Source organism: Citrobacter sp. Cpa228 (assembly GCF_030333085.1).
Lineage (GTDB): Bacteria > Pseudomonadota > Gammaproteobacteria > Enterobacterales > Enterobacteriaceae > Citrobacter > Citrobacter pasteurii.
In genome coordinates this window covers 42,334-64,053 of record NZ_JAOWGQ010000050.1, presented here as the reverse complement: position 1 = coordinate 64,053, position 21,720 = coordinate 42,334, and the positions used below count along the sequence as shown (strand labels likewise).

22 protein-coding genes are annotated in these 21,720 nt (G+C 53.2%); 11 read left to right on the top strand and 11 right to left on the bottom strand.

The genetic code is table 11. The features are described 5' to 3' along the window. Positions 1–162 precede the first annotated feature (162 nt). Complete coding sequence (kdgT, locus tag OGX91_RS13490) at positions 163–1,146, top strand: 2-keto-3-deoxygluconate transporter (RefSeq protein WP_040233060.1); 984 nt, start codon at positions 163–165, stop codon at positions 1,144–1,146. Positions 1,147–1,188: 42 nt separating this feature from the next. Here kdgT and OGX91_RS13485 read toward each other — a convergent pair whose 3' ends face one another. Beyond that, positions 1,189–2,085, bottom strand: a complete 897-nt coding sequence (locus OGX91_RS13485; protein WP_188232354.1) for a dihydrodipicolinate synthase family protein — start codon at positions 2,083–2,085, stop codon at positions 1,189–1,191. Positions 2,086–2,237: 152 nt separating this feature from the next. Here OGX91_RS13485 and yiiM point away from each other — a divergent pair, with 152 nt between their 5' ends. After that, positions 2,238–2,912: a 6-hydroxyaminopurine reductase gene (gene yiiM / locus OGX91_RS13480; protein ID WP_149692173.1), complete on the top strand. Its 675-nt coding sequence runs from the start codon at positions 2,238–2,240 to the stop codon at positions 2,910–2,912. Between the two features lie 62 nt (positions 2,913–2,974). Here the strand turns inward: yiiM and cpxA are convergent, their stop codons facing one another. Next, the gene (gene cpxA, locus OGX91_RS13475; protein ID WP_005121758.1) at positions 2,975–4,348 is read right to left on the bottom strand and encodes an envelope stress sensor histidine kinase CpxA; all 1,374 of its coding nucleotides are present in this window, start codon (positions 4,346–4,348) and stop codon (positions 2,975–2,977) included. Then, on the bottom strand, positions 4,345–5,043 hold the full coding sequence (gene cpxR / locus OGX91_RS13470; protein WP_005121756.1) for an envelope stress response regulator transcription factor CpxR: 699 nt from the start codon (positions 5,041–5,043) through the stop codon (positions 4,345–4,347). Before cpxR ends, cpxA begins: the two co-directional genes overlap by 4 nt. A 150-nt stretch (positions 5,044–5,193) precedes the next feature. Here cpxR and cpxP point away from each other — a divergent pair, with 150 nt between their 5' ends. The 7 genes from cpxP (at position 5,194) to OGX91_RS13435 (ending at position 12,904) form a co-directional block, all read left to right on the top strand. Next, the gene (cpxP, locus tag OGX91_RS13465) at positions 5,194–5,694 is read left to right on the top strand and encodes a cell-envelope stress modulator CpxP (RefSeq protein ID WP_005121753.1); all 501 of its coding nucleotides are present in this window, start codon (positions 5,194–5,196) and stop codon (positions 5,692–5,694) included. Between the two features lie 147 nt (positions 5,695–5,841). Continuing rightward, a complete protein-coding gene (fieF, locus tag OGX91_RS13460) occupies positions 5,842–6,744 on the top strand; it encodes a CDF family cation-efflux transporter FieF (protein WP_040233055.1) in 903 nt (300 codons plus the stop codon). A gap of 184 nt (positions 6,745–6,928) precedes the next feature. After that, positions 6,929–7,891, top strand: coding sequence for a 6-phosphofructokinase (gene pfkA, locus OGX91_RS13455; RefSeq protein ID WP_005121749.1), 963 nt, complete (start codon positions 6,929–6,931; stop codon positions 7,889–7,891). 203 nt (positions 7,892–8,094) lie between these two features. After that, positions 8,095–9,084: a sulfate/thiosulfate ABC transporter substrate-binding protein Sbp gene (gene sbp / locus OGX91_RS13450; protein WP_005121747.1), complete on the top strand. Its 990-nt coding sequence runs from the start codon at positions 8,095–8,097 to the stop codon at positions 9,082–9,084. Between the two features lie 106 nt (positions 9,085–9,190). Next, the gene (locus OGX91_RS13445) at positions 9,191–9,940 is read left to right on the top strand and encodes a CDP-diacylglycerol diphosphatase (protein WP_149692174.1); all 750 of its coding nucleotides are present in this window, start codon (positions 9,191–9,193) and stop codon (positions 9,938–9,940) included. A gap of 73 nt (positions 9,941–10,013) precedes the next feature. Continuing rightward, entirely contained in the window at positions 10,014–11,318 is a 1,305-nt protein-coding gene (locus tag OGX91_RS13440) for an SLC13 family permease (RefSeq protein ID WP_286626515.1), read from the top strand. 113 nt (positions 11,319–11,431) lie between these two features. After that, positions 11,432–12,904, top strand: a complete 1,473-nt coding sequence (locus tag OGX91_RS13435; protein WP_149692176.1) for a DASS family sodium-coupled anion symporter — start codon at positions 11,432–11,434, stop codon at positions 12,902–12,904. 39 nt (positions 12,905–12,943) lie between these two features. On the opposite strand, the gene tpiA is transcribed toward OGX91_RS13435, so the two are convergent. Both tpiA and OGX91_RS13425 read right to left on the bottom strand, forming a co-directional pair. Beyond that, positions 12,944–13,711 carry a triose-phosphate isomerase gene (gene tpiA, locus OGX91_RS13430; protein WP_003028783.1) on the bottom strand — a complete coding sequence of 256 codons (768 nt, stop codon included), beginning with the start codon at positions 13,709–13,711 and terminating at the stop codon, positions 12,944–12,946. A gap of 111 nt (positions 13,712–13,822) precedes the next feature. After that, positions 13,823–14,419 carry a DUF1454 family protein gene (locus OGX91_RS13425; RefSeq protein ID WP_286626512.1) on the bottom strand — a complete coding sequence of 199 codons (597 nt, stop codon included), beginning with the start codon at positions 14,417–14,419 and terminating at the stop codon, positions 13,823–13,825. A 100-nt stretch (positions 14,420–14,519) separates the two neighbouring features. On the opposite strand from OGX91_RS13425, the gene OGX91_RS13420 reads away from it, so the two are divergent. Then, complete coding sequence (locus OGX91_RS13420) at positions 14,520–14,948, top strand: DUF805 domain-containing protein (RefSeq protein WP_286626510.1); 429 nt, start codon at positions 14,520–14,522, stop codon at positions 14,946–14,948. Between the two features lie 70 nt (positions 14,949–15,018). Here OGX91_RS13420 and fpr read toward each other — a convergent pair whose 3' ends face one another. The 4 genes from fpr to OGX91_RS13400 form a co-directional block, all read right to left on the bottom strand. Continuing rightward, positions 15,019–15,765, bottom strand: a complete 747-nt coding sequence (gene fpr, locus OGX91_RS13415) for a ferredoxin--NADP(+) reductase (RefSeq protein ID WP_149692178.1) — start codon at positions 15,763–15,765, stop codon at positions 15,019–15,021. Between the two features lie 95 nt (positions 15,766–15,860). Beyond that, positions 15,861–16,871 (bottom strand): class II fructose-bisphosphatase, encoded by a 1,011-nt coding sequence (gene glpX, locus OGX91_RS13410; protein ID WP_040233046.1) that lies wholly within the window; start codon positions 16,869–16,871, stop codon positions 15,861–15,863. Between the two features lie 182 nt (positions 16,872–17,053). Beyond that, the gene (gene glpK, locus OGX91_RS13405) at positions 17,054–18,562 is read right to left on the bottom strand and encodes a glycerol kinase GlpK (protein WP_040233045.1); all 1,509 of its coding nucleotides are present in this window, start codon (positions 18,560–18,562) and stop codon (positions 17,054–17,056) included. Between the two features lie 21 nt (positions 18,563–18,583). Continuing rightward, complete coding sequence (locus OGX91_RS13400) at positions 18,584–19,429, bottom strand: MIP/aquaporin family protein (protein ID WP_005121726.1); 846 nt, start codon at positions 19,427–19,429, stop codon at positions 18,584–18,586. Between the two features lie 426 nt (positions 19,430–19,855). On the opposite strand from OGX91_RS13400, the gene zapB reads away from it, so the two are divergent. Further along, positions 19,856–20,101 (top strand): septal ring assembly protein ZapB, encoded by a 246-nt coding sequence (zapB, locus tag OGX91_RS13395; RefSeq protein ID WP_005121725.1) that lies wholly within the window; start codon positions 19,856–19,858, stop codon positions 20,099–20,101. Between the two features lie 202 nt (positions 20,102–20,303). Here zapB and OGX91_RS13390 read toward each other — a convergent pair whose 3' ends face one another. Then, complete coding sequence (locus OGX91_RS13390; RefSeq protein ID WP_199947731.1) at positions 20,304–21,047, bottom strand: SDR family NAD(P)-dependent oxidoreductase; 744 nt, start codon at positions 21,045–21,047, stop codon at positions 20,304–20,306. Positions 21,048–21,234: 187 nt separating this feature from the next. After that, positions 21,235–21,720 (bottom strand): ribonuclease E activity regulator RraA, encoded by a 486-nt coding sequence (gene rraA / locus OGX91_RS13385; RefSeq protein ID WP_003028798.1) that lies wholly within the window; start codon positions 21,718–21,720, stop codon positions 21,235–21,237.

Genomic DNA, 21,720 nt, shown 5'->3' with positions numbered 1-21,720 from the left:
AATGATCCATTTAAATTGAAACAAGGTTTTATTATGTGGGTGAGATCACTTTTATAGTCTCTACGAATGTCTATCTTCTTTTCATCAAGACGGGCGCATCTCAAAAGCAAGATGCAGTCGCCCATAAAAATTGCCCCATTTTTATGTCTACAGGTGATGGAAATGCAGATCAAACGTACGATAGAGAAAATCCCAGGCGGTATGATGTTGGTGCCGCTGTTTCTGGGCGCGTTGTGTCACACCTTTTCCCCCGGCGCCGGGAAATACTTCGGCTCATTTACCAACGGTATGATCACCGGTACGGTGCCGATTCTGGCAGTCTGGTTCTTTTGCATGGGAGCGTCGATTAAGCTGAGCGCTACCGGAACCGTACTGCGTAAATCCGGCACGTTAGTGATAACTAAGATCCTGGTGGCGTGGGTGGTTGCGGCGATTGCATCGCGCATTCTGCCTGAACATGGCGTGGAAGTCGGGTTCTTCGCCGGGTTGTCTACGCTGGCGCTGGTGGCGGCCATGGATATGACTAACGGCGGGCTGTATGCCTCGATTATGCAGCAGTACGGCACCAAAGAAGAGGCCGGGGCGTTTGTCCTGATGTCGCTGGAGTCAGGTCCGCTGATGACCATGGTGATTCTGGGAACTGCCGGGATCGCGTCGTTTGAACCGCACGTATTTGTTGGTGCAGTATTGCCGTTCCTGATTGGCTTTGCGCTGGGGAATCTGGACCCTGAACTGCGGGAATTCTTCAGTAAGGCCGTGCAGACGCTGATCCCTTTCTTCGCCTTCGCATTAGGTAACACCATTGATTTGAGCGTGATTGCACAGACCGGCGTACTGGGTATTCTGCTGGGCGTGGCGGTGATTATCATCACCGGTATCCCGCTGATTATTGCCGATAAACTGATTGGCGGCGGCGATGGTACGGCAGGAATTGCAGCTTCCAGCTCTGCGGGGGCGGCGGTCGCCACACCGGTGCTGATTGCGGAAATGGTTCCGGCGTTTAAACCCATGGCACCGGCGGCAACCTCTCTGGTGGCGACGTCAGTGATTGTAACCTCCATCCTCGTGCCGATTATCACGTCCATCTGGTCGAAAAGAGTCAAAGCCAGAGCGGCGGCAATCGATATGCGCAACGCGGTGAAGTAACGTGATTAAGCCGGATGGTTTGTACCATCCGGCTTAACCGTTTTAACCCTTGATTACAAACACCTCATCAATTGTTCGACACTCACTTTCATTCAGCTCCCCGCCTGCATTACGCGAAACCCCGGTGCAATAGCCAAACTTACGCGATACCACGGTTTTGATGGTGGTGACGAAATCCTCACCGATGGCGTAGATGGACATGTAGGTGCCAATCTGGTCCTGAATATCGCGAAGTGCAGCCAGATCCCCCTGCTTAAATGCTTCTCGTGCGCTGACAAACAGCGCCGGCATGACGTTGTTTAATCCTGAAATAATCCCCGCGCCACCTGCCAGCAGGTTAGGAATATAGTATTCGTCATAACCCGACAGCACCGCAAAATCTTCCCGCACGGCACGTGTTGTCTGGATCATGCTGCGGGTGTGGGACTGGCAGTCCACGGTATCTTTAATGCCAGCAAAGTTCGGGAATTCAGCTGCCAGCGTGGCAACCAGTTCAGGCGTTAAATCACAACCGGTTCGCGCCGGGAAGTTATAGGCAAACCATTTGCCGCTGAGTTTCTGCCCCAATTGACGGAAGTAGCTCAGGAGCTGTTTCGCCGTTTGCCCGTAATAGTAAGGTGGTAGGATCATCACGGCATCGTAACCGGCGCGATACGCTTCCTGTGCCATCAACAGCACATCGTTCTGGCAAGTGGATGAGACGTTGGCGACCATCTTCAGCGAGCTCATGGCACGGGCTTCACGGATCAGCAACAGCCTTTCTTCGAGCGTAAAGGAGGCAAATTCCCCGATGCTGCCCATCAGCAAAATTACGTCGATTTTGGCCTCGGTAAGGCGTTTGAGATGCTGGCTCAGACCGTTAAGATCGATCTTGCCGTCATTGTCCATTGGCGTAATGGAAGGACACCAGACGCCAGCAAATTGCGATTGACCAGTCACGTTGTCGACTCCTTAATTGAAATGATGTTTCAAAACCAGCTTACATTGATAGCATGTGTCCCTAAGTTTCATGTGAACCGTGCTCTCATTTTGAGCGACTGGGGTAAAATAAATATGGTGTAATGGGAGAAATTTATCGGGAGAGGGAACAGATGCGATATCCGGTCGATGTTTTTACAGGCAAGATTCGGGACTACACGGGAAGCCGTCCCAGCGCGATTGCTAAAGTTCAGGTTGATGGCGAGCTGATGCTGACCGATCTGGGGCTCACGGGTGATGAACAGGCGGAGACTAAAATTCACGGCGGGCCGGATCGTGCGTTGTGCCACTATCCGCGTGAACACTATCAGCACTGGATACAAGAATTCCCCGAACAGGCGGAGTTATTTGTCGCCCCCGCCTTTGGGGAGAACCTCTCAACGCTTGGGCTGACAGAAGAGAATGTCTATATTGGCGATATTTTCCAGTGGGGCGAGGCGTTGATTCAGGTCACGCAGCCGCGCTCGCCGTGCTTTAAGCTAAATTTCCATTTTGGCATCAGCGATATGGCCAGCCAGATGCAGGATGCGGGCAAGACGGGTTGGCTGTGCAGCGTCATTGCTCCCGGGCTGGTATCGGCGGACGCGCCGTTGATCCTGGCGTCACGCGTGAGCGATGTCAGTGTGCAGGAGGCGATTGCCATTGCCTGGCATATGCCGTTTGATGACGACCAGTATCACCGTTTGCTGTCGGCTGCGGGGCTATCGAAAAGCTGGACCAGAACGATGCAGAAGCGCCGTTTAAGCGGCAAAATCGAGGACAATTCCCGCCGTTTGTGGGGGAAATAATTCTTCCAGTCCGTGGAGGCCGGATGAGGCATTTACGCCGCCATCCGGCACCACAGAGAGACTCAGGAACGCTTATACAGCGGCAACCAAATTACCAGCCGTAAACCACCCAGCGGGCTGTCTTCGGCCTTCACCCAGCCGCGATGCTGCTGGATTGCGGTTTCCACAATAGCCAGACCCAGACCCGTTCCGCCAGACTCGCGATCGCGGGCCTCATCGGTACGATAGAACGGACGGAAAATCTGTTCTCTGTCTTCAGGGCTAACTCCTGGGCCGTCGTCGTCCACGGTGATGGTAATCCCGTCGATATCCACCGAGAAGCCCACTTCGATCTTCGTATGTGAATAGCGCAGGGCATTGCGCACAATGTTTTCCAATGCGCTTTCCAGTGCGTTCGGGTTGCCATACAGCGGCCACGGACCCGGCGGGAAATTCACTGTCAGCGATTTACCCATCTGCTCGGCTTCAAAGGCGGCGTTATCCAGTACTTCGCCCCACAGCTGATTGGCTTTCACCGTTTCACTGACCAGCGCGTTCTTCTGCTGATTACGCGACATCACCAGCAGGTCGTTGATCATGCTGTCCAGCCGATGTGCTTCAGTTTCAATCCGCTCCAGCTCTTTGCTCTCACCGCTACGACGGCGCAGCAGCGCAGTCCCCAGTTGCAAACGTGTGAGTGGCGTTCTCAACTCGTGAGAGATGTCCGACAGCAGGCGTTGCTGCGTGGTCATCATGCGTTCCAGCGCGGTCACCATCTGGTTAAAACTGGCACCTGCTGCCAGAAATTCCTGCGGGCCGGCTTCCAGTTCCGGATGCTGACGCAGGTTACCCTGTGCCACCTCATCTGCCGCATTTTTCAACTTACGCGCCGGTTTCGCCAGGCTCCATGCCAGCCAAAGCAGCAGCGGCGAGCTGACGAGCATGGTGACGATCAGTAACAACAGCGGCCGGTCGAACAGCAGGTTGATAAAGTCAGATTGTGAGCTGCTGGCAGGTCGAATGAGATACAGCTGGTAGTTATCTTCACCGTCTCTGACGGAGAAGGGCCCGACCATCTCAACGCGACCATATTTTTTCTTTTGCGGATGGTCGGCGTTATCGGCCTGACCAATAAAGTTACGAATGATCTGCATTTCGTTGCGTTCTGCACCGATCACACGTCCTTCTGTAGTAACAAGCAATAACCGCTGCCCTGGCGGCGCCCACTTGTCTATTGCCCGAAACAAGCGACGCCACCACATCAAATCGTTGGGTGGATCGTTCGCCAGTTCAGCTTCAACGTGTTGCTCAATCATCAACCCCTGGCGCTGCTCGCTGTCCAGTAGCTCGGTCATCTGGCGTGAGTCGAGCTTGGGTAACATCAGCACCAACATCAACACCAGTGCCAGCGTCAACCAGAAGATGGCAAAGATGCGTGCGGTTAAGCTCCCTATCATGAAGCGGAGACCATCAGGTAGCCGCGACCACGCAGAGTTTTAAACCATGGGTGTCCGTCTTTACGCTCTGGCAGCTTACGACGCAGGTTCGAGATATGCATGTCGATCGCGCGGTCAAACGGCGTCAGGCGTTTGCCCAGCACTTCCTGACTCAGGTGTTCACGAGAAACGACCTGGCCGAGATGCTGTGCCAGTAAATAAAGCAGGGTGAATTCGGTGCCGGTTAACTCCAGGGTTTGCCCATCAAAACTGGCTTCCTGGCGACCCGGATTCAGGCTTAACGCATCCACTTCCAGCGTCGGTGAACCGTTGTCGCTGTTCTGCTGTTGTTCACTCCAGTGCGAGCGACGCAGAATAGCGCGGATGCGCGCGACCAGTTCACGGTCGTTAAAGGGTTTGGGCAAATAGTCGTCCGCGCCCAGCTCAAGGCCGAGTACGCGATCCAATTCGCTGCCGCGAGCGGTCAGCATGATTACGGGCGTCTGGTGTGTCTGACGAAGCGCTTTCAGTGTATCGATGCCGTTTTTTTTCGGCATCATGACGTCGAGCAAAAGTAAATCGATGCTGTCATCCAGAAGCTCAAGTGCCTGCTCCCCATCATGGGCAACCAGCACATCGAAACCTTCCATTTCGAGCAACTCCTTTAACAGGGAAGTCAGCTCTCGGTCATCATCAACTAACAGGATTTTATTCATTGTTTACGTACCTCCGAGGCAGAAATTACGTCATCAGGCGTCGCTAATCTATGACTTTACGTTGTTTTACACCCCCTGACGCATGTTTGCAGCCCGAATCGTAAACTGTCTCTCGTTGAATCGCGACAGAAAAGATTTTGGGAGCAAGTGATGGGCAAAGTTACCGCTGCCGTCATGGCCTCAACGCTGGCACTTAGTACTTTAAGCCATGCAGCTGAAGTCGTCACAGGCGATCACTGGCACCTCGGTGAAGGCTCATCGCAGCGCAGCGTACAGAGCCACATGTTTGACGGTATCAGTTTAACCGAACATCAACGTCAACAGATGCGAGATTTAATGCAGCAGGCAAGACACGAACAGCCTCCTGTTAATGTTAGCGAAATGGAGACAATGCATCGTCTTGTCACCGCAGAGAAATTTGATGAAAGCGCTGTGCGCGCTCAGGCAGAAAAAATGGCACAAGAACAGGTTGCCCGCCAGGTTGAAATAGCCAGGGTCCGCAACCAGATGTATCGCCTGTTAACGCCCGAGCAGCAAGCGGTTTTAAATGAGAAACATGAACAACGAATGGAGCAACTGCGCGACGTAGCGCACTGGAAACAAAGCTCATCGTTAAATTTATTGAGTAGTAGCAACTCACGTTCCCAGTAGTAACCCTGTTTTCCTTGCCATAGACACCATCCCTGTCTTCCCCCACATGATGTGGGGGTTTTTTTTGCCCCAAATTTGTCACTCGGTAATTGCCTGACTGTTTTACTTCATCCGTTATACTAGCGGCATATCCTGGCAGGAGTGTTTATGAATCAAACCTATGGGCGGCTGGTTAGCCGGGCGGCAATCGCGGCTACCGTGATGGCATCGCTGTTACTTTTGATCAAAATTTTTGCGTGGTGGTACACCGGATCGGTCAGTATTCTGGCTGCACTGGTGGATTCTCTGGTGGACATCGCGGCGTCGTTAACCAACCTGTTGGTGGTGCGCTATTCGTTGCAACCGGCCGATGATGAACATACGTTCGGACACGGAAAAGCGGAATCACTGGCGGCGCTGGCGCAAAGCATGTTTATTTCCGGTTCGGCGTTGTTTTTATTCCTGACCGGGATTCAGCATCTCATCCAGCCGACGCCGATGAAAGATCCTGGCGTTGGGGTGGTGGTCACCATCATTGCGTTAGTGTGTACAATTATTCTGGTCACGTTTCAGCGCTGGGTGGTTAAACGTACGCAAAGTCAGGCTGTACGGGCAGATATGCTTCATTATCAGTCTGATGTTATGATGAACGGTGCGATTCTCGTGGCGCTTGGACTGGCCTGGTATGGTTGGCATCGTGCGGATGCCTTGTTTGCGCTCGGGATTGGCATCTATATTTTATATAGTGCATTACGCATGGGGTATGAGGCAGTGCAATCCTTGTTGGATCGCGCTTTACCCGATGAAGAACGTCAGGAAATTATTGATATAGTGACGTCATGGCCAGGGGTCAGCGGCGCTCACGATCTTCGCACGCGGCAGTCAGGGCCGACCCGCTTTATTCAGATTCATTTGGAAATGGAAGATAATCTGCCGCTCGTTCAGGCGCATATAGTGGCTGAACAGGTTGAGCAGGCAATTTTACGACGTTTCCCGGGATCGGATGTGATTATTCACCAGGATCCCTGTTCAGTCGTACCCAAGGAAGGCAAGATGTTTGAGCTTTCATAATTCATTGTAAAAAAGTGAGCCGGGCCAGCATGTTGTGTATAAATTACCACCATTTGGCCTGACCTGAATCAATTCAGCAGGAAGTGATTGTTATACTATCTGCATATTCGTTGGATCGTTTCGATATGCGGAATCGACTTCCGGCAGCAGATTTCATTTTGCATTCCAAAGTTCAGAGGTAGTCATGATTAAGAAAATCGGTGTGTTGACAAGCGGCGGTGATGCGCCGGGCATGAACGCAGCAATCCGTGGTGTTGTACGTGCAGCGTTAACGGAAGGACTGGAAGTCATGGGGATCCATGATGGCTACCTGGGTTTGTATGAAGACCGTATGGTTCAGCTTGATCGCTACAGCGTGTCCGACATGATCAACCGTGGTGGTACTTTCCTCGGTTCTGCTCGCTTCCCGGAATTCCGCGACGAAAACGTGCGTGCAGTGGCTATCGAAAATCTGAAGAAACGTGGCATCGACGCATTAGTTGTTATCGGTGGTGACGGTTCTTACATGGGTGCAAAACGCCTGACTGAAATGGGCTTCCCGTGCATCGGTTTGCCGGGCACTATCGACAACGATATTAAAGGTACTGACTACACCATCGGTTACTTCACCGCATTGGGTACCGTCGTCGAAGCGATTGACCGTCTGCGTGATACTTCTTCTTCTCACCAGCGTATCTCCATCGTTGAAGTGATGGGTCGCTACTGCGGCGACCTGACTCTGGCTGCAGCAATTGCCGGTGGCTGTGAATTTGTTGTGGTTCCGGAAGTTGAATTTAGCCGTGACGATCTGGTTGCTGAAATCAAAGCCGGCATTGCAAAAGGTAAAAAACACGCCATCGTCGCGATCACTGAGCACATGTGTGACGTTGATGAACTGGCACATTACATTGAGAAAGAAACGGGCCGTGAAACGCGTTCTACCGTGCTGGGTCACATTCAGCGTGGTGGTTCCCCGGTTCCTTACGATCGTATCCTGGCATCCCGTATGGGCGCCTATGCCATTGAACTTCTGCTGGAAGGTCACGGCGGTCGCTGTGTAGGTATTCAGAACGAGCAGCTGGTTCACCACGACATCATCGACGCTATCGAAAACATGAAGCGTCCGTTCAAAGGTGACTGGCTGGACTGCGCGAAAAAACTGTACTGATTGTTTTTTGTTGCCCGGTGGCGTTTCGCTTACCGGGCCTACAAGAGTACACGCTGTAGGCCGGATAAGGCGTAAGCCGTCATCCGGCACAACCTTTCTTATTTATTCCCCCAGGTTATAGCAAATCTTTTTTTATTCTTTAATGTTTGGATCCCTTTCTGGCACGCTTTGCTCATCACAACATCACATAAGAGAGCTGGGCGATGAACAAATGGGGCGTAGGGTTAACATTATTGCTGGCATCGACCAGCGTTCTGGCAAAGGATATACAGCTACTTAACGTATCGTACGATCCAACACGTGAGCTGTACGAGCAGTACAATAAAGCCTTCAGTGCGCACTGGAAGCAGGAAACAGGCGATAACGTCGTGATCCGTCAGTCGCACGGCGGTTCGGGTAAGCAAGCAACCTCTGTCATCAACGGTATTGAGGCCGATGTCGTGACGCTGGCGCTGGCTTACGATGTGGACGCCATTGCAGAACGTGGCCGTATCGATAAAAACTGGATTAAGCGCCTGCCGGATAACTCCGCGCCTTACACCTCCACCATCGTGTTCCTGGTTCGCAAAGGCAACCCAAAGCAAATTCATGACTGGAACGATCTGATCAAACCAGGCGTGTCGGTCATTACGCCAAACCCGAAAAGCTCAGGCGGCGCACGCTGGAACTATCTGGCAGCATGGGGCTACGCTCTGCACCACAATAACAACGATCAGGCCAAAGCGCAGGACTTCGTCAAAGCACTGTTTAAAAACGTTGAAGTACTGGATTCCGGTGCGCGGGGCTCAACTAATACGTTTGTTGAACGAGGGATTGGCGATGTGCTGATTGCCTGGGAAAACGAAGCGTTGCTGGCAACGAATGAGCTGGGCAAAGATAAATTCGAGATAGTCACCCCAAGTGAGTCTATCCTCGCCGAGCCGACCGTTTCCGTGGTCGACAAAGTGGTGGAAAAGAAAGATACCAAAGCGGTGGCAGAAGCTTATCTGAAGTATCTCTATTCCCCGGAAGGTCAGGAAATTGCGGCGAAAAACTACTATCGCCCGCGTGATGCTGACGTCGCGAAGAAATACGAAAGCGCATTTCCGAAGCTGAAGCTGTTCACCATCGACGAAGAGTTTGGCGGCTGGACAAAAGCGCAGAAAGAACACTTTTCTAACGGCGGTACGTTCGACCAGATCAGCAAACGCTAAATAAGTTCTGTGATTTACCGACCCGGTGGCATAGCGCGACCGGGTTTTTTTATTTGTCATCGTTTTGCGTTACTCTTGCCCTTCAATGGGATACAGGAAACGCGTAATGAAAAAAGCAGGCTATCTTTTACTGGCGGTGATTGTGGTCGCCGCCGCTGCAGGCGTTGGGTACTGGAAATTTAGCGGTAACCCGGACGCGTTACGCCAGATAGTCCTTGAGCAATGCCTGCCACATCAATTGCAGCAGCACGATCCCGCGCCGTGTACTGAAGTTAAACCCGATGCCGGATATGTGGTGTTTAAAGACCGTAACGGCCCTTTGCAATATTTGTTGATGCCCACTTACCGCATCAACGGTACGGAAAGCCCACTGCTGTTGAAATCAGGCACGCCGAACTTTTTCTGGCTGGCCTGGCAGGCGCGTAGCTTTATGAGCCAAAAATACGGCCATGAAATCCCTGACAAAGCGGTCTCCCTGACCATTAACTCGCGCAGCGGGCGTACACAAAATCATTTGCATATTCATATCTCCTGCCTGCGAACCGATGTCAGACAACAACTGGATGACAATCTGGCGGAAATCAGCACTCGCTGGTTGCCATTGCCCGGCGGACTGCGCGGTCATGAATATCTGGCGCGTCGCGTCACGGAAAATGAACTGGCGCAACGTAGCCCGTTTATGATGCTGGCAGAAGAGGTGCCGGATGCGCGTGATCATATGGGCCGCTACGCCCTGGCAATGGTGCGTCAGAGCGATGAATCCTTTGTTTTGCTGGCGATCCAGCGCAATCTGCTGGCGTTCAATCTCGCCTCCGCTGAGGAAATTCAGGATCATCAATGTGATATTCTGCGTTAACCCCACCTAATCTGGCGTTTACTCCGCATGCCTGTCCCCGTATTCTTGTTGAAAAAAACAACAGGAGACAGGCATGTCGCTCTGGCTTACACACCCTCTGTTTATCCCCTCTTTGGTGGTTGGCATCACCATTCTGCTCTGGGCTACGTCGCTGCTGCCGGAGTTTATCACGGCGCTGCTGTTCTTTGCCGTGGCGATGGTGGCCAAAATCGCGCCACCGGATGTGATCTTTGGCGGCTTTGCGTCCTCCGCATTCTGGTTGGTGTTTAGCGGCTTTGTGCTGGGTATCGCGATTCGTAAAACGGGGCTGGCGGACAGGGCGGCGAGGGCGCTGTCATCACGGTTGACCGACTCCTGGCCGTTAATGGTGGCGAGTGTGGTGCTGTTGAGTTACGCGCTGGCGTTTGTCATGCCGTCCAACATGGGGCGTATTGCGTTGCTGATGCCGATTGTCGCAGCGATGGCGAAACGGGCTGGAATTAACGATGGTACGCGCGCCTGGTATGGTCTGGCACTGGCCGTTGGGTTTGGGACATTCCAGCTTTCTGCGACGATTTTACCCGCAAACGTACCGAATCTGGTGATGAGCGGCGCTGCGGAAGGCTCTTACGGCATCCACCTCAATTATCTTCCCTATTTGCTGCTGCATACGCCGGTTCTGGGTTGGCTTAAAGGCGCGGTTCTCATCGTGCTTATCTGCTGGCTGTTCCCTGGCAAGCCCCATGCGCCGCGCGATCTCACGCCGTCGGAACCGATGAGTGGAGATGAAAAACGTCTGGCCTGGATGTTAGCGGTGGTGTTGCTTCTTTGGGTAAGCGAAAGCTGGCACGGCATTGGCCCCGCGTGGACTGGGCTGGCGGCGGCAGTTATCACATTGCTCCCACGGGTTGGCTTTATCAATGGCGACGAGTTTTCCACTGGGGTCAACATTCGTACCTGTATTTATGTGGCGGGTATTCTGGGGCTGGCGATCACCGTCACGCAGACCGGTATTAGTAGCGCGGTAGGCGAGGCGCTGTTACAGGTGATGCCGCTGGATGCGGAAAAGCCGTTTACCAGTTTCCTCGCGCTGACCGGTATTACCACGGCGCTTAATTTTATTATGACGGCGAACGGCGTTCCGGCGCTGTATACCACGTTGGCGCAAAGCTTTGCCGATGCGACGGGATTCCCGCTGCTGTCGGTGATTATGATCCAGGTGCTGGGTTATTCCACACCACTGTTGCCGTATCAGGCTTCACCGATCGTGGTGGCGATGGCGCTTGGGAAAGTACCTGCAAGGGCGGGAATGCTGCTGTGTATCACGCTGGCGGCGGCAACGTATCTGATACTGCTGCCGCTGGATTATGTGTGGTTTAGCGTGTTGGGGAAATTATAGTTGTATCGGAATGTTAATTTTTTGTTTTGTGAGTGGGTGAATTGTATTATGCGCACCGATATCGGTTAATACCTGAGCGCATAATTGCGTGCTGGAAACTCAAGGATTGATTCATGGACAGATTGACCCCCATCCGCTGTTGGCCTGCCATCATCTCGATTGTTATTACGCTGACCATCTGGTTTGTTATCCCATGTCCAGCAGATGTTACCCCCGAAGCGTGGCATCTGCTGGCGTTATTTATCGGTACTATCGCGGCAATTATTGGTAAAGCCATGCCTATCGGCGCGATTGCGATTGTGGCAATTATGCTGGTAGCCATGACTGGCGTAACGCATCCCGGTAAACCCACCGCGGCGCTGAGCGATGCGTTAAGTGGTTTTTCTAACCAGCTAATCTGGCTGATTGGTTTATCCATTATGCTGTCGCAAAGTCTGTTAAAGACCGGCCTGGGCGCGCGTATTGGCTATGGGTTTATTGCTTTGTTTGGCAAAAGAACGTTGGGTATCGCCTGGGCGCTAACGCTGGCAGAAACGCTAATTGCACCCGTAACGCCAAGCAATACCGCGCGTGGTGGCGGCATTATCCACCCGGTAATGCGGGCGATTGCGGAGAGCCTCGGCTCGCAGCCAGGCCATGCCGAGAATGGCTCAACGGGCCGTTATCTCGCGCTGGTGAACTACAACATTAACCCGATCAGCTCGGCAATGTTCATCACCGCGACCGCACCTAATCCGTTAATCGTCAGTTTTTTGACAAAGGGGACGGATGGCGTGCTGAACATGACCTGGGGAATGTGGGCGATTGCGGCGCTTCTTCCTGCCGTTGTCTCACTGGTCGTGATGCCTATTGTCATCTGGTGGCTCTATCCGCCAGCTATCACGCGCACGCCAAATGCGCCGCAGTTTGCGCGGCAAAAACTGGATGCGCTGGGTCCACTTTCTTTGGCAGAGAAAATCACCCTGGGGGTGTTCATTTTGCTGCTCTGTCTATGGGCGGGTGTTCCAGCAATGCTGATGGGCAGTGCCTGGAGCGTAAACCCCACTAGCGCCGCGTTAATTGGATTGTCGATTCTATTGATGGCGGGTGTATTGAGCTGGGATGACATTCTTAAATGCCGCGGGGCATGGGATACGATAGTCTGGTTTGCCGCACTGGTTATGATGGCGGATTTCCTGAGCAAACTGGGTCTGGTGGGGTGGCTGGCGACGAGTGTTGGTAGTGCAATTGACCATCTCGGCGTGCACTGGAGTATCGCCACGCTGCTGTTGATCCTGCTTTATGTCTATTCACACTACTTTTTCGCCAGTACCACTGCACATATCACGGCCATGTTCGCGGCTTTCTTTGCTGCCGGATTAGGCCTCGGTGCCCCACCGGCGCTGCTCGGTCTGATGCTGGGCTTCTCCTCCTCGTTGATGATGTCGCTCACGCACTATGGCACGGGTACTGCGCCGATCATCTTTGGTTCGGGCTATGTCACGCTGGCGGAGTGGTGGAGAACGGGACTGGTGATGAGTGTGGTCAACCTGACCATTTGGGGTGTGACCGGCGCCTTCTGGTGGCACTGGTTGGGATACTGGTAGTTAATACAGCGGGAGGAGTGCTCCTCCCGCCTTAACAACTTAGGCCTGTTTAGCGGCTTCAGCGGCTTTAACGATCACTGCGAAAGCGTCTGCTTTCAGAGATGCACCGCCAACCAGCGCGCCGTCGATGTCCGGCTGAGCGAACAGTTCAGCAGCGTTTGCTGCGTTTACGGAACCGCCGTACTGGATGATAACCTGTTCAGCGATTTTCGCATCAGCTTTAGCAATGTGGTCACGGATGAATTTGTGGACTGCCTGAGCCTGAGCAGGCGTTGCAGATTTACCGGTACCGATAGCCCATACAGGTTCGTAAGCGATAACCACGCCTTCGAATGCTGCTGCGCCCTGAGTTTTCAGCACGGCGTCAATCTGGCGTGCGCAAACTTCTTCAGTTTTGCCTGCTTCGTTTTCCGCTTCGGTTTCACCGATGCACAGAACCGGGGTCAGACCTTGCTCTTTCAGCACAGCGAATTTCTTCGCGATCAGCTCGTCAGACTCTTTGTGGTAAGTACGACGCTCAGAGTGACCGATAATGATGTACTGCGCGCCGATATCTTTCAGCATTTCAGCAGAAGTTTCACCGGTGAATGCGCCAGACAGGTTCAGGTCAACGTTCTGCGCGCCCAGAATGATGTGGCTACCGGCAGCGGCGTGTTTCGCCAGGTCGATATACATTTCCGGTGGAGCGATTGCTACTGCACAGCCAGCAACGCCAGCCAGTTCTTTACGCAGATTAGCAACCAGTTCGTTTACCATGTGGCGGCTGCCGTTCAGTTTCCAGTTACCCATCACTAAAGGATGTCGCATTTCATTTCTCCACGCTTGTCAGCGAATTAAGGAATATGGCCGCCCGTCAGGGCAGCATGGTCTGTGAAACAGTATAGAGATTCATCCCCTGAAAGGCTTTGCTTTTTGTCATCAATTCGCTTTCTCAAGACTTTCTGATAGTGCCAGCTTAATCGGTTCAACAGCGAAGGTCAGCCCTTTTTCACCGTTATCTGCGATGACATAGCGGATTGCGCCTTCTGTTTCAGCGTAATAGCGCTTGCCTTTGCCGGCAGCGAGTAATTTTTGCAGCTTTTTCTGGCTTTGCTCTTTCGTCAGTAGCGGCGCGACGGTGCGAATGACGGCGGTCATGTATTCCAGCGCTTTCGCTTTGGCCGCCTTTTGTTCTGGCCCCTGAATCGGCAGCCAGGTTATCTGCATACTTTTGATTTTTAAGGTGCCGCGCTCAAGGGCGGAGGACGCATACAGGTTTTCATTGATTTTACTGGCGGCACGGGTGAGATTTGCCCGATCGCGGCTGCTGTCGATGGCACGGAACTCATTCAGAATAAGCTTCGGATTCTGCGTATTAAAGTTTTCGCGAAACTGGCTAATCGACAGATCAAAGGTCGGCGCCCCTGCCAGTAAATAGGGGGCCGTGGTTGCCGTCGATGGCTCTTCCGCCCGTGCCGCAGTACTGGCGGTTAAGGCTGAAAACAATAATAAAAACAGTGTCAATCCTTGCTTCATCAATCGTACCTTTCATTCTCTCTGCTCACGATTAAAACGGTAACCGTCAGGCTTGTCAAAAGGGTAAACTGTTCTGGAAGGTAATAATAAAGGAATCTACATGACCATACAGCAGTGGTTATTCTCATTTAAAGGGCGTCTTGGACGCCGTGATTTCTGGATTTGGATAGGCCTGTGGATTGTCGGGATGCTGGTTTTGTTTTCGCTGGCGAGTAAACAATTGCTCGATATCCAGACGGCGGCATTTTGTCTGGTCTGTCTGCTGTGGCCGACGGCTGCAGTCACAGTAAAACGTCTGCATGATCGGGGTCGCTCCGGCGCGTGGGCGTTCCTGATGATTCTTGCATGGATGCTGCTGGCCGGAAACTGGGCAGTATTGCCTGGTGCCTGGCAATGGGCGGTAGGCCGCTTTGTACCGACGTTGATTCTGGTTGGCATGCTTATCGATCTGGGCGCCTTTGTCGGCACCCAGGATGCAAATAAATACGGGAAGGACACGCAGGACGTAAAATACAGAGCTGACTCGTAGGCCGGATAAGGCGCGCCAGCGTCGCCATCCGGCAAAATGCCCGGGACGCTTACCGGGCAGTGAAACGTGCTTACCAGTAATGCTCAGCGGTCATATGGCCCGGTCGACGGCGCAGATGTTTGGTCATCTGCCGGGTTTCTTTCAGCAACTGCTGCGTGTCGCGTACCATTTGCGGGTTACCACAGAGCATCACATGACTGGTTGCTGTATCCATGGGTAGCCCAACTACCGTTTCCAGCGCGCCGCTTTCAATCAACGCCGGAACTCGCCCGGTTAATGAACCTGCGGCGGTTTCACGGCTGACAACCGTCTGGATGCGTAATTTACCTTCGTAACGCTTTTCAAGCGCCTGCATCAACGGCAGATAGCTTAAATCGGCGGCATAACGTGCGGCATGGACCAGCACCAGATTTTTAAAACGGTCCAGATCTTTGCCCAACTGCAGAATCGATAAATATGGGCCGATAGCCGTGCCGGTTGCCAGCATCCACAGTGTGTCGCAATCGGGGACTTCATCCAGCACGAAGAAACCGGCTGCTTCGCTCACTACCTGTACTTCGTCGCCAGGCTTCAGTGCGGCCAGACGGGGGCTGAGTTTTCCGTCAGGAACCGTCACCAGATAGAACTCTAAATCGGGGTTATCAGGCGCATTCACGTAGGAATAGGCTCGCTGGACGCGCTCGCCGTCGATTTCGAGGCCGAGTTTGGTAAACTGACCTGCCGTGAAGGGAAGAACCGGAGCTCGCACGGTCAAACTAAATAAGGCATCGGTCCAGTTCTGTACCTTAGTGACTTTGCCTGTTACCCAATCTGCCATGGTTTTCTCCTGTCTGCTGTGATTGCCTTATCTTCGTTCGTTGCACAAAAGATTTCCAGCCCAGATGGGCTGGAAGGCTCTATTGATCAAATCAATTACAGGATATGCGTCTGTACATCCGGATCTTTGCGATCGAGGTAGTGGATGGACTGAATACGACGGATCGTACGTGATTTCCCACGGATCAGCAGCGTTTCGGTGGTGGCGATATTACCTTTGCGGCTAATGCCTTCCAGCAGATCGCCTTTGGTGATCCCGGTTGCGGAGAAAATAACGTTGTCGCTGCGGGCCATTTCATCCAGACGCAGCGCTTTACCTGCCTCAATACCCATCGCGGCGCAGCGAGCCAGCTCCTGTTCGCCGATACGACGGTTCTCTTCGCTGTCGCCTTTGACGTCATGGCGAGCCAGCAGGCGGCCTTGCATGTCGCCATCCAGCGCGCGGATAACGGCGGCAGAGACGACACCTTCCGGTGCGCCACCAATGCCATACAGCACGTCAACTTCGCTGTCGGGCATGCAGGTCAGAATAGACGCGGCCACGTCGCCGTCGGGAATCGCGAAGACGCGAACGCCCAGCGCCTGCATTTCGGCGATGGTTTCATCGTGGCGTGGTTTCGCCAGAATGGTGACGGTCAGTTCGCCGAGCGGTTTGTTGAGCGCGCTGGCGACATTACGCAGGTTGGCTTCCAGCGACAGGTTCAGGTCGATTGAACCTTTGGCGCCAGGGCCGACAATCAGCTTTTCCATGTACATATCCGGCGCGTTCAGGAAGCAACCCTTGTCGCCGACAGCCAGTACCGCCAGCGCGTTGGCCTGGCCCATGGCCGTCATGCGTGTGCCTTCGATGGGATCGACGGCGATGTCGACCGCATCGCCGAGACCGGTTCCGACTTTCTCGCCGATGAACAGCATCGGCGCTTCGTCGATCTCACCTTCGCCAATCACGATGGTGCCGTCGATGTTGACCTGGTTGAGCATAATACGCATGGCGTTCACCGCCGCGCCGTCAGCGGTATTTTTATCGCCGCGGCCCAGCCATTTATAGCCAGCCAGCGCGGCCGCTTCGGTCACGCGTGAAAATTCAATGGCAAGTTCTCGTCTCATTGCAAACTCGTAGCTGAAAGGAATGGCGCGAAGTGTAGCACAGGGGAGTGAGGGAATAATTGATATGCTCGGGGGTTACTTCTGCACAGATAACTTACCGGGCGGCGACGTTGCCTTATCCGGCCTACACAAGCATGTAGGCCGGATAAGACGCCTTAGCGTCGCCATCCGGCAATGACGTATTACTCCTCGTGATCTTCCCACGCCAGCGCGCGTTTGACCGCTTTTTTCCAGCCGCTGTAACGGAAGTTACGCTCGGTGGTTTCGATGCCTGGGCGGAACTCACGCTCAATGACCGCTTTTTCCTGCAGCTCATCCAGATTCTGCCAGAAGCCTACTGCCAGGCCAGCCAGGTACGCGGCACCCAATGCGGTGACTTCGCGGACTTCCGGACGCTCTACACGTGTGCCGAGAATGTCTGACTGGAACTGCATCAGGAAGTTGTTGGCTACCGCACCGCCATCCACGCGCAGCGCGTGTAAACGAATACCGGAGTCCGCCTGCATTGCTTCCAGCACGTCACGCGTCTGATAAGCGATAGACTCAAGCGTTGCGCGGATGATGTGGTTGGAGTTTACGCCACGGGTCAGGCCGAAGATGGCGCCACGTGCATACGGGTCCCAGTATGGAGCACCCAAACCGGTGAACGCCGGAACAACATATACGCCGTTGGTGTCCTTCACTTTGGTGGCGAAATACTCTGAGTCGAATGCATCGCTGATGAGTTTCATCTCATCACGTAGCCACTGGATGGACGCACCCGCCATGAACACAGCACCTTCCAGCGCGTAGTTCACTTCCCCGGTCGGGCCACAAGCGATAGTGGTCAGCAGTCCATTTTCTGACTTAACGGCTTTCTCGCCGGTATTCATCAGCATGAAGCAGCCAGTACCGTAGGTGTTCTTCGCCATCCCTTCTTTCACGCACAGCTGGCCAAATAGTGCAGCCTGCTGGTCACCCGCGATACCGGAGATAGGAATACGTGTGCCGCCTTTACCGCCAATGTTGGTCTGGCCGTAGACTTCAGAAGAACGGCGAACTTCCGGCAGCATGGCACGCGGAATATCCAGCGCATCCAGCATCGTGTCATCCCAGTCCAGGGAGTGGATGTTGAACAGCATGGTACGCGAGGCGTTGGTGTAATCCGTGACGTGTACGCGTCCCTGAGTCATTTTCCAGATAAGCCAGGTGTCCACGGTACCAAACAGCAACTCGCCGCGACGAGCTCGCTCACGCGAGCCTTCAACGTGGTCGAGGATCCACTTCACTTTGGTGCCAGAGAAGTACGGGTCAATGACCAGGCCGGTGTTGTTACGGATGTACTCTTCCATGCCATCGCGCTTGAGCTTTTCGCAGATATCCGCGGTACGACGACACTGCCACACAATGGCGTTATAGATTGGTTTTCCGGTCTCACGCTCCCAGACGATGGTGGTTTCACGCTGGTTGGTAATACCGATTGCTGCAATTTCATCGGAACTGATATCGGCTTTCGCCAGAACTTCAACCAGCGTAGAGCTTTGGGTCGCCCAAATTTCCATTGGGTCGTGTTCTACCCAACCTGCTTTCGGGTAGATTTGCTCGAATTCGCGCTGTGAAACGGCAACGATATTCGCATCGTGGTCCATTACGACCGCGCGGGAGCTGGTGGTGCCCTGGTCGAGCGCAACGATATATTTTTTTTCAGTCATAATTTTTGTCCCGTAGTCACATTACAGCGAAGCTTTTTGTTGAGTGTTGGCCGCCGCATCTTTTTCTTCAATCGCGCAGACATCGCACGGTAAATGGCGACCAATCAGTTTGCGATATGCCCATGCGCCCAAAATCGCGCCGGTAATTGGGCCAAACACTGGAACCAGGAAGTAAGGGATATCACGACCACCCGTGAAGGCAATCTCGCCCCATCCTGCCATCCAGGCGAAGAGTTTCGGTCCGAAGTCACGTGCCGGGTTCATCGCAAAACCTGTCAGCGGACCCATGGAAGCACCAATAACGGCAATCAACAAGCCGATCAGCAGTGGTGCCAGCGGACCACGCGGTACACCGTTACCATCGTCGGTCAGAGCCAGAATCAGCCCCATTAGAATAGCGGTAATGACCATTTCAACCGCGAAGGCCTGCACAAAATTGATATGCGGGTTCGGATAGGTGGAGAAAGTACCTGCCAGACCCAGGCTCTCGGTACTGCCGCGCACGATATGGTTAGTTTGTTCAAAATCGAGGAAAAGATTGTAATAAAGCCCGTAAACCAGTGCCGCTGCGCAAAAGGCGCCGGCAATTTGCGAAATAATAAAAGGGACAACTTTGCGTTTATCAAAACAGGCGAACAGCCAGAGTGCGATAGTTACCGCGGGATTCAGGTGTGCGCCAGAAACGCCTGCTGTCAGATAGATAGCCATGGCTACCCCCAGACCCCAGATGATACTGATTTCCCACTGACCAAAAGTAGCACCAGCCACTTTGAGTGCAGCGACACAACCCACACCGAAGAAAATCAACAACCCGGTACCGAGGAATTCAGCAATGCACTGGCCTTTCAAGGTTGATGTTTGACTCATAATCGGATCCTGAAGAGTTTAATGTTTATTGTATGCGAGAAGGTCACTGACATCCCCGGAGCCGGTAGGCACACTGTTAATTTATCGTTAACGCTCAAAAACGAGAAATATCGAAATTAAAATGTGTGTACTCCATCAACAAAATGAGCGTTTTCGCGCCATTGCGCGGTATTTGTTATACAAAAATAGTGTGAGCTGAATCATTTCACCGATCATCCTGTTAACACTTAAGAGTTATGACGGTTGTGTCACCAGGACAAAGATTAAAAGTGTTGCAAACCGCAATCTGCGCGGGATGCCGCTGGACAGGGATGGCGCGGCTTCATACAATCGGTGTTAAGTAGTGTGCGCTCGTTTTTATTAAGGCGTCGCCGGTTATCGGGACGAGGATTTTTATCCATCAACGCCTTGCAATTCAGGAGAGGTATGACGATGTCATTAGAAGTGTTTGAGAAACTGGAAGCAAAAGTACAGCAGGCGATTGATACCATCACGCTGTTGCAGATGGAAATCGAAGAGCTGAAAGAAAAGAACAACTCACTGTCGCAGGAAGTTCAGTCTGCACAGCAGCAGCGTGAAGAGCTGGAGCGTGAGAACAACAGCCTGAAAGAACAGCAGAACGGCTGGCAGGATCGTCTGCATGCCCTGCTGGGTCGTATGGAAGAAGTCTAATTACGCTTCATCTTTCGTGCCGTAGCTGCGTTGGCTGCGCTCAGTTACCCCAGTCACGTAGTTTACTACGCTCCTGGGGATACCTTCGTTTGCCGCCTTGCTACAACACGAAATCTCTTGCGTAATCGTTCCTGTGTAGGCCGGATAAGGCGTAAGCCGTCATCCGGCAATACAAACGTTTTACCGCAACACAACGTTAATTTCAGGCATTCAAACCCCCATCTACGTCCAGACCGGTGCCGGAAATCTGCCCAGCCTCTGGGCTTGCCAGAAACGTCACCGCCGCTGCAACATCCTCCGGTGTTCCGTAATGCCCTGTCGCAATAAGCTGTCGTTGGGATTCTGCCTGCTCGCCATCTGCCGGGTTCATATCACTGTCCGTTGGACCGGGATGGACAAGATTAACGGTAATACCCCGTGGGCCGAGATCACGAGCCAGGCCACGGGTTAGCGAGTTGAGCGCTGATTTAGTCATCGCGTAGACGGCAATCCCCGGCTGGGCGACGCGGTTGGCAAGACAACTGCCAATATTGATGATTCGCCCACCTTCAGGGAGATGCGGCAGCGCGGCCTGTATGGCAACTACCACGCCACGGATGTTCACGTTAATCAATGCGTCGATGTCCTCCAGTGACAGCGACTCCAGCGGGCCGCCGCGTGCGATCCCTGCGTTGTTGACCAGAATATGCAGTCCTCCGAGTGACTGTACCGTGCGGTTTACGGCGTTCTGAATCGCCTGAGCGTCTGCACTGTTTGCCTGAATGGCCTCACCATGGCGGCCAAGTGCTGTAATTTCATCGGCAACGGCCTGGGCTTTCTCCGCAGATTTTTCATAGGTTATAACAACATCAGCACCGGCTTTCGCCAGCGACAGTGCAATGGCGCGCCCTAATCCACGACTGGCTCCGGTGACCAGCGCTTTTTTACCTGTCAGATCGATATGCATGATGACCTCGTGATGAGAGTGATGAGATTCATCATTAGGTATAGAGAGAGTTTTTTCTTCGTCAATGCGCAGGATGGGGGAATCGGAAGGGGAAAATGGCAAAAGAGGCTCTGGAGATTTTTAGAAGCGAAAAAAAGCCAGTCAGTTGTTTAACCGACTGGCATCACACCGAATTGCGGTGTTTTCTTTACTCGATATCGAGCGGGTCTTCGGAGAGGATTATCCCGGTGTTGTCGGCGTACAGGTGGTCGCCAGAGAAGAACGTTACGCCGCCAAAGTTGACGCGCACATCGCTTTCCCCAATACCTTCCCCTGCGGCACCGACCGGAATTGCGGCAATCGCCTGAATGCCGATATCCAGTTCTTCCAGATCGTCTACCTGACGGACTGAGCCGTAGATGACCAGACCTTCCCATTCATTCTGTACGGCCAGTCGAGCCAGTTCGGCATCGACCAGCGCACGACGGACAGAACCGCCGCCATCGACCAGCAGAATGCGACCACGGCCGTTTTGTTCGAGCAGATCGTACAGCAACCCGTTGTCCTCGAAACATTTTACCGTGATGATTTGCCCGCCAAACGACGACCGTCCTCCAAAGTTAGAGAACAGTGGTTCCACGACGTTGACATCTTCCTGATAGATGTCACAAAGCTCGGATGTATCGTATTTCAT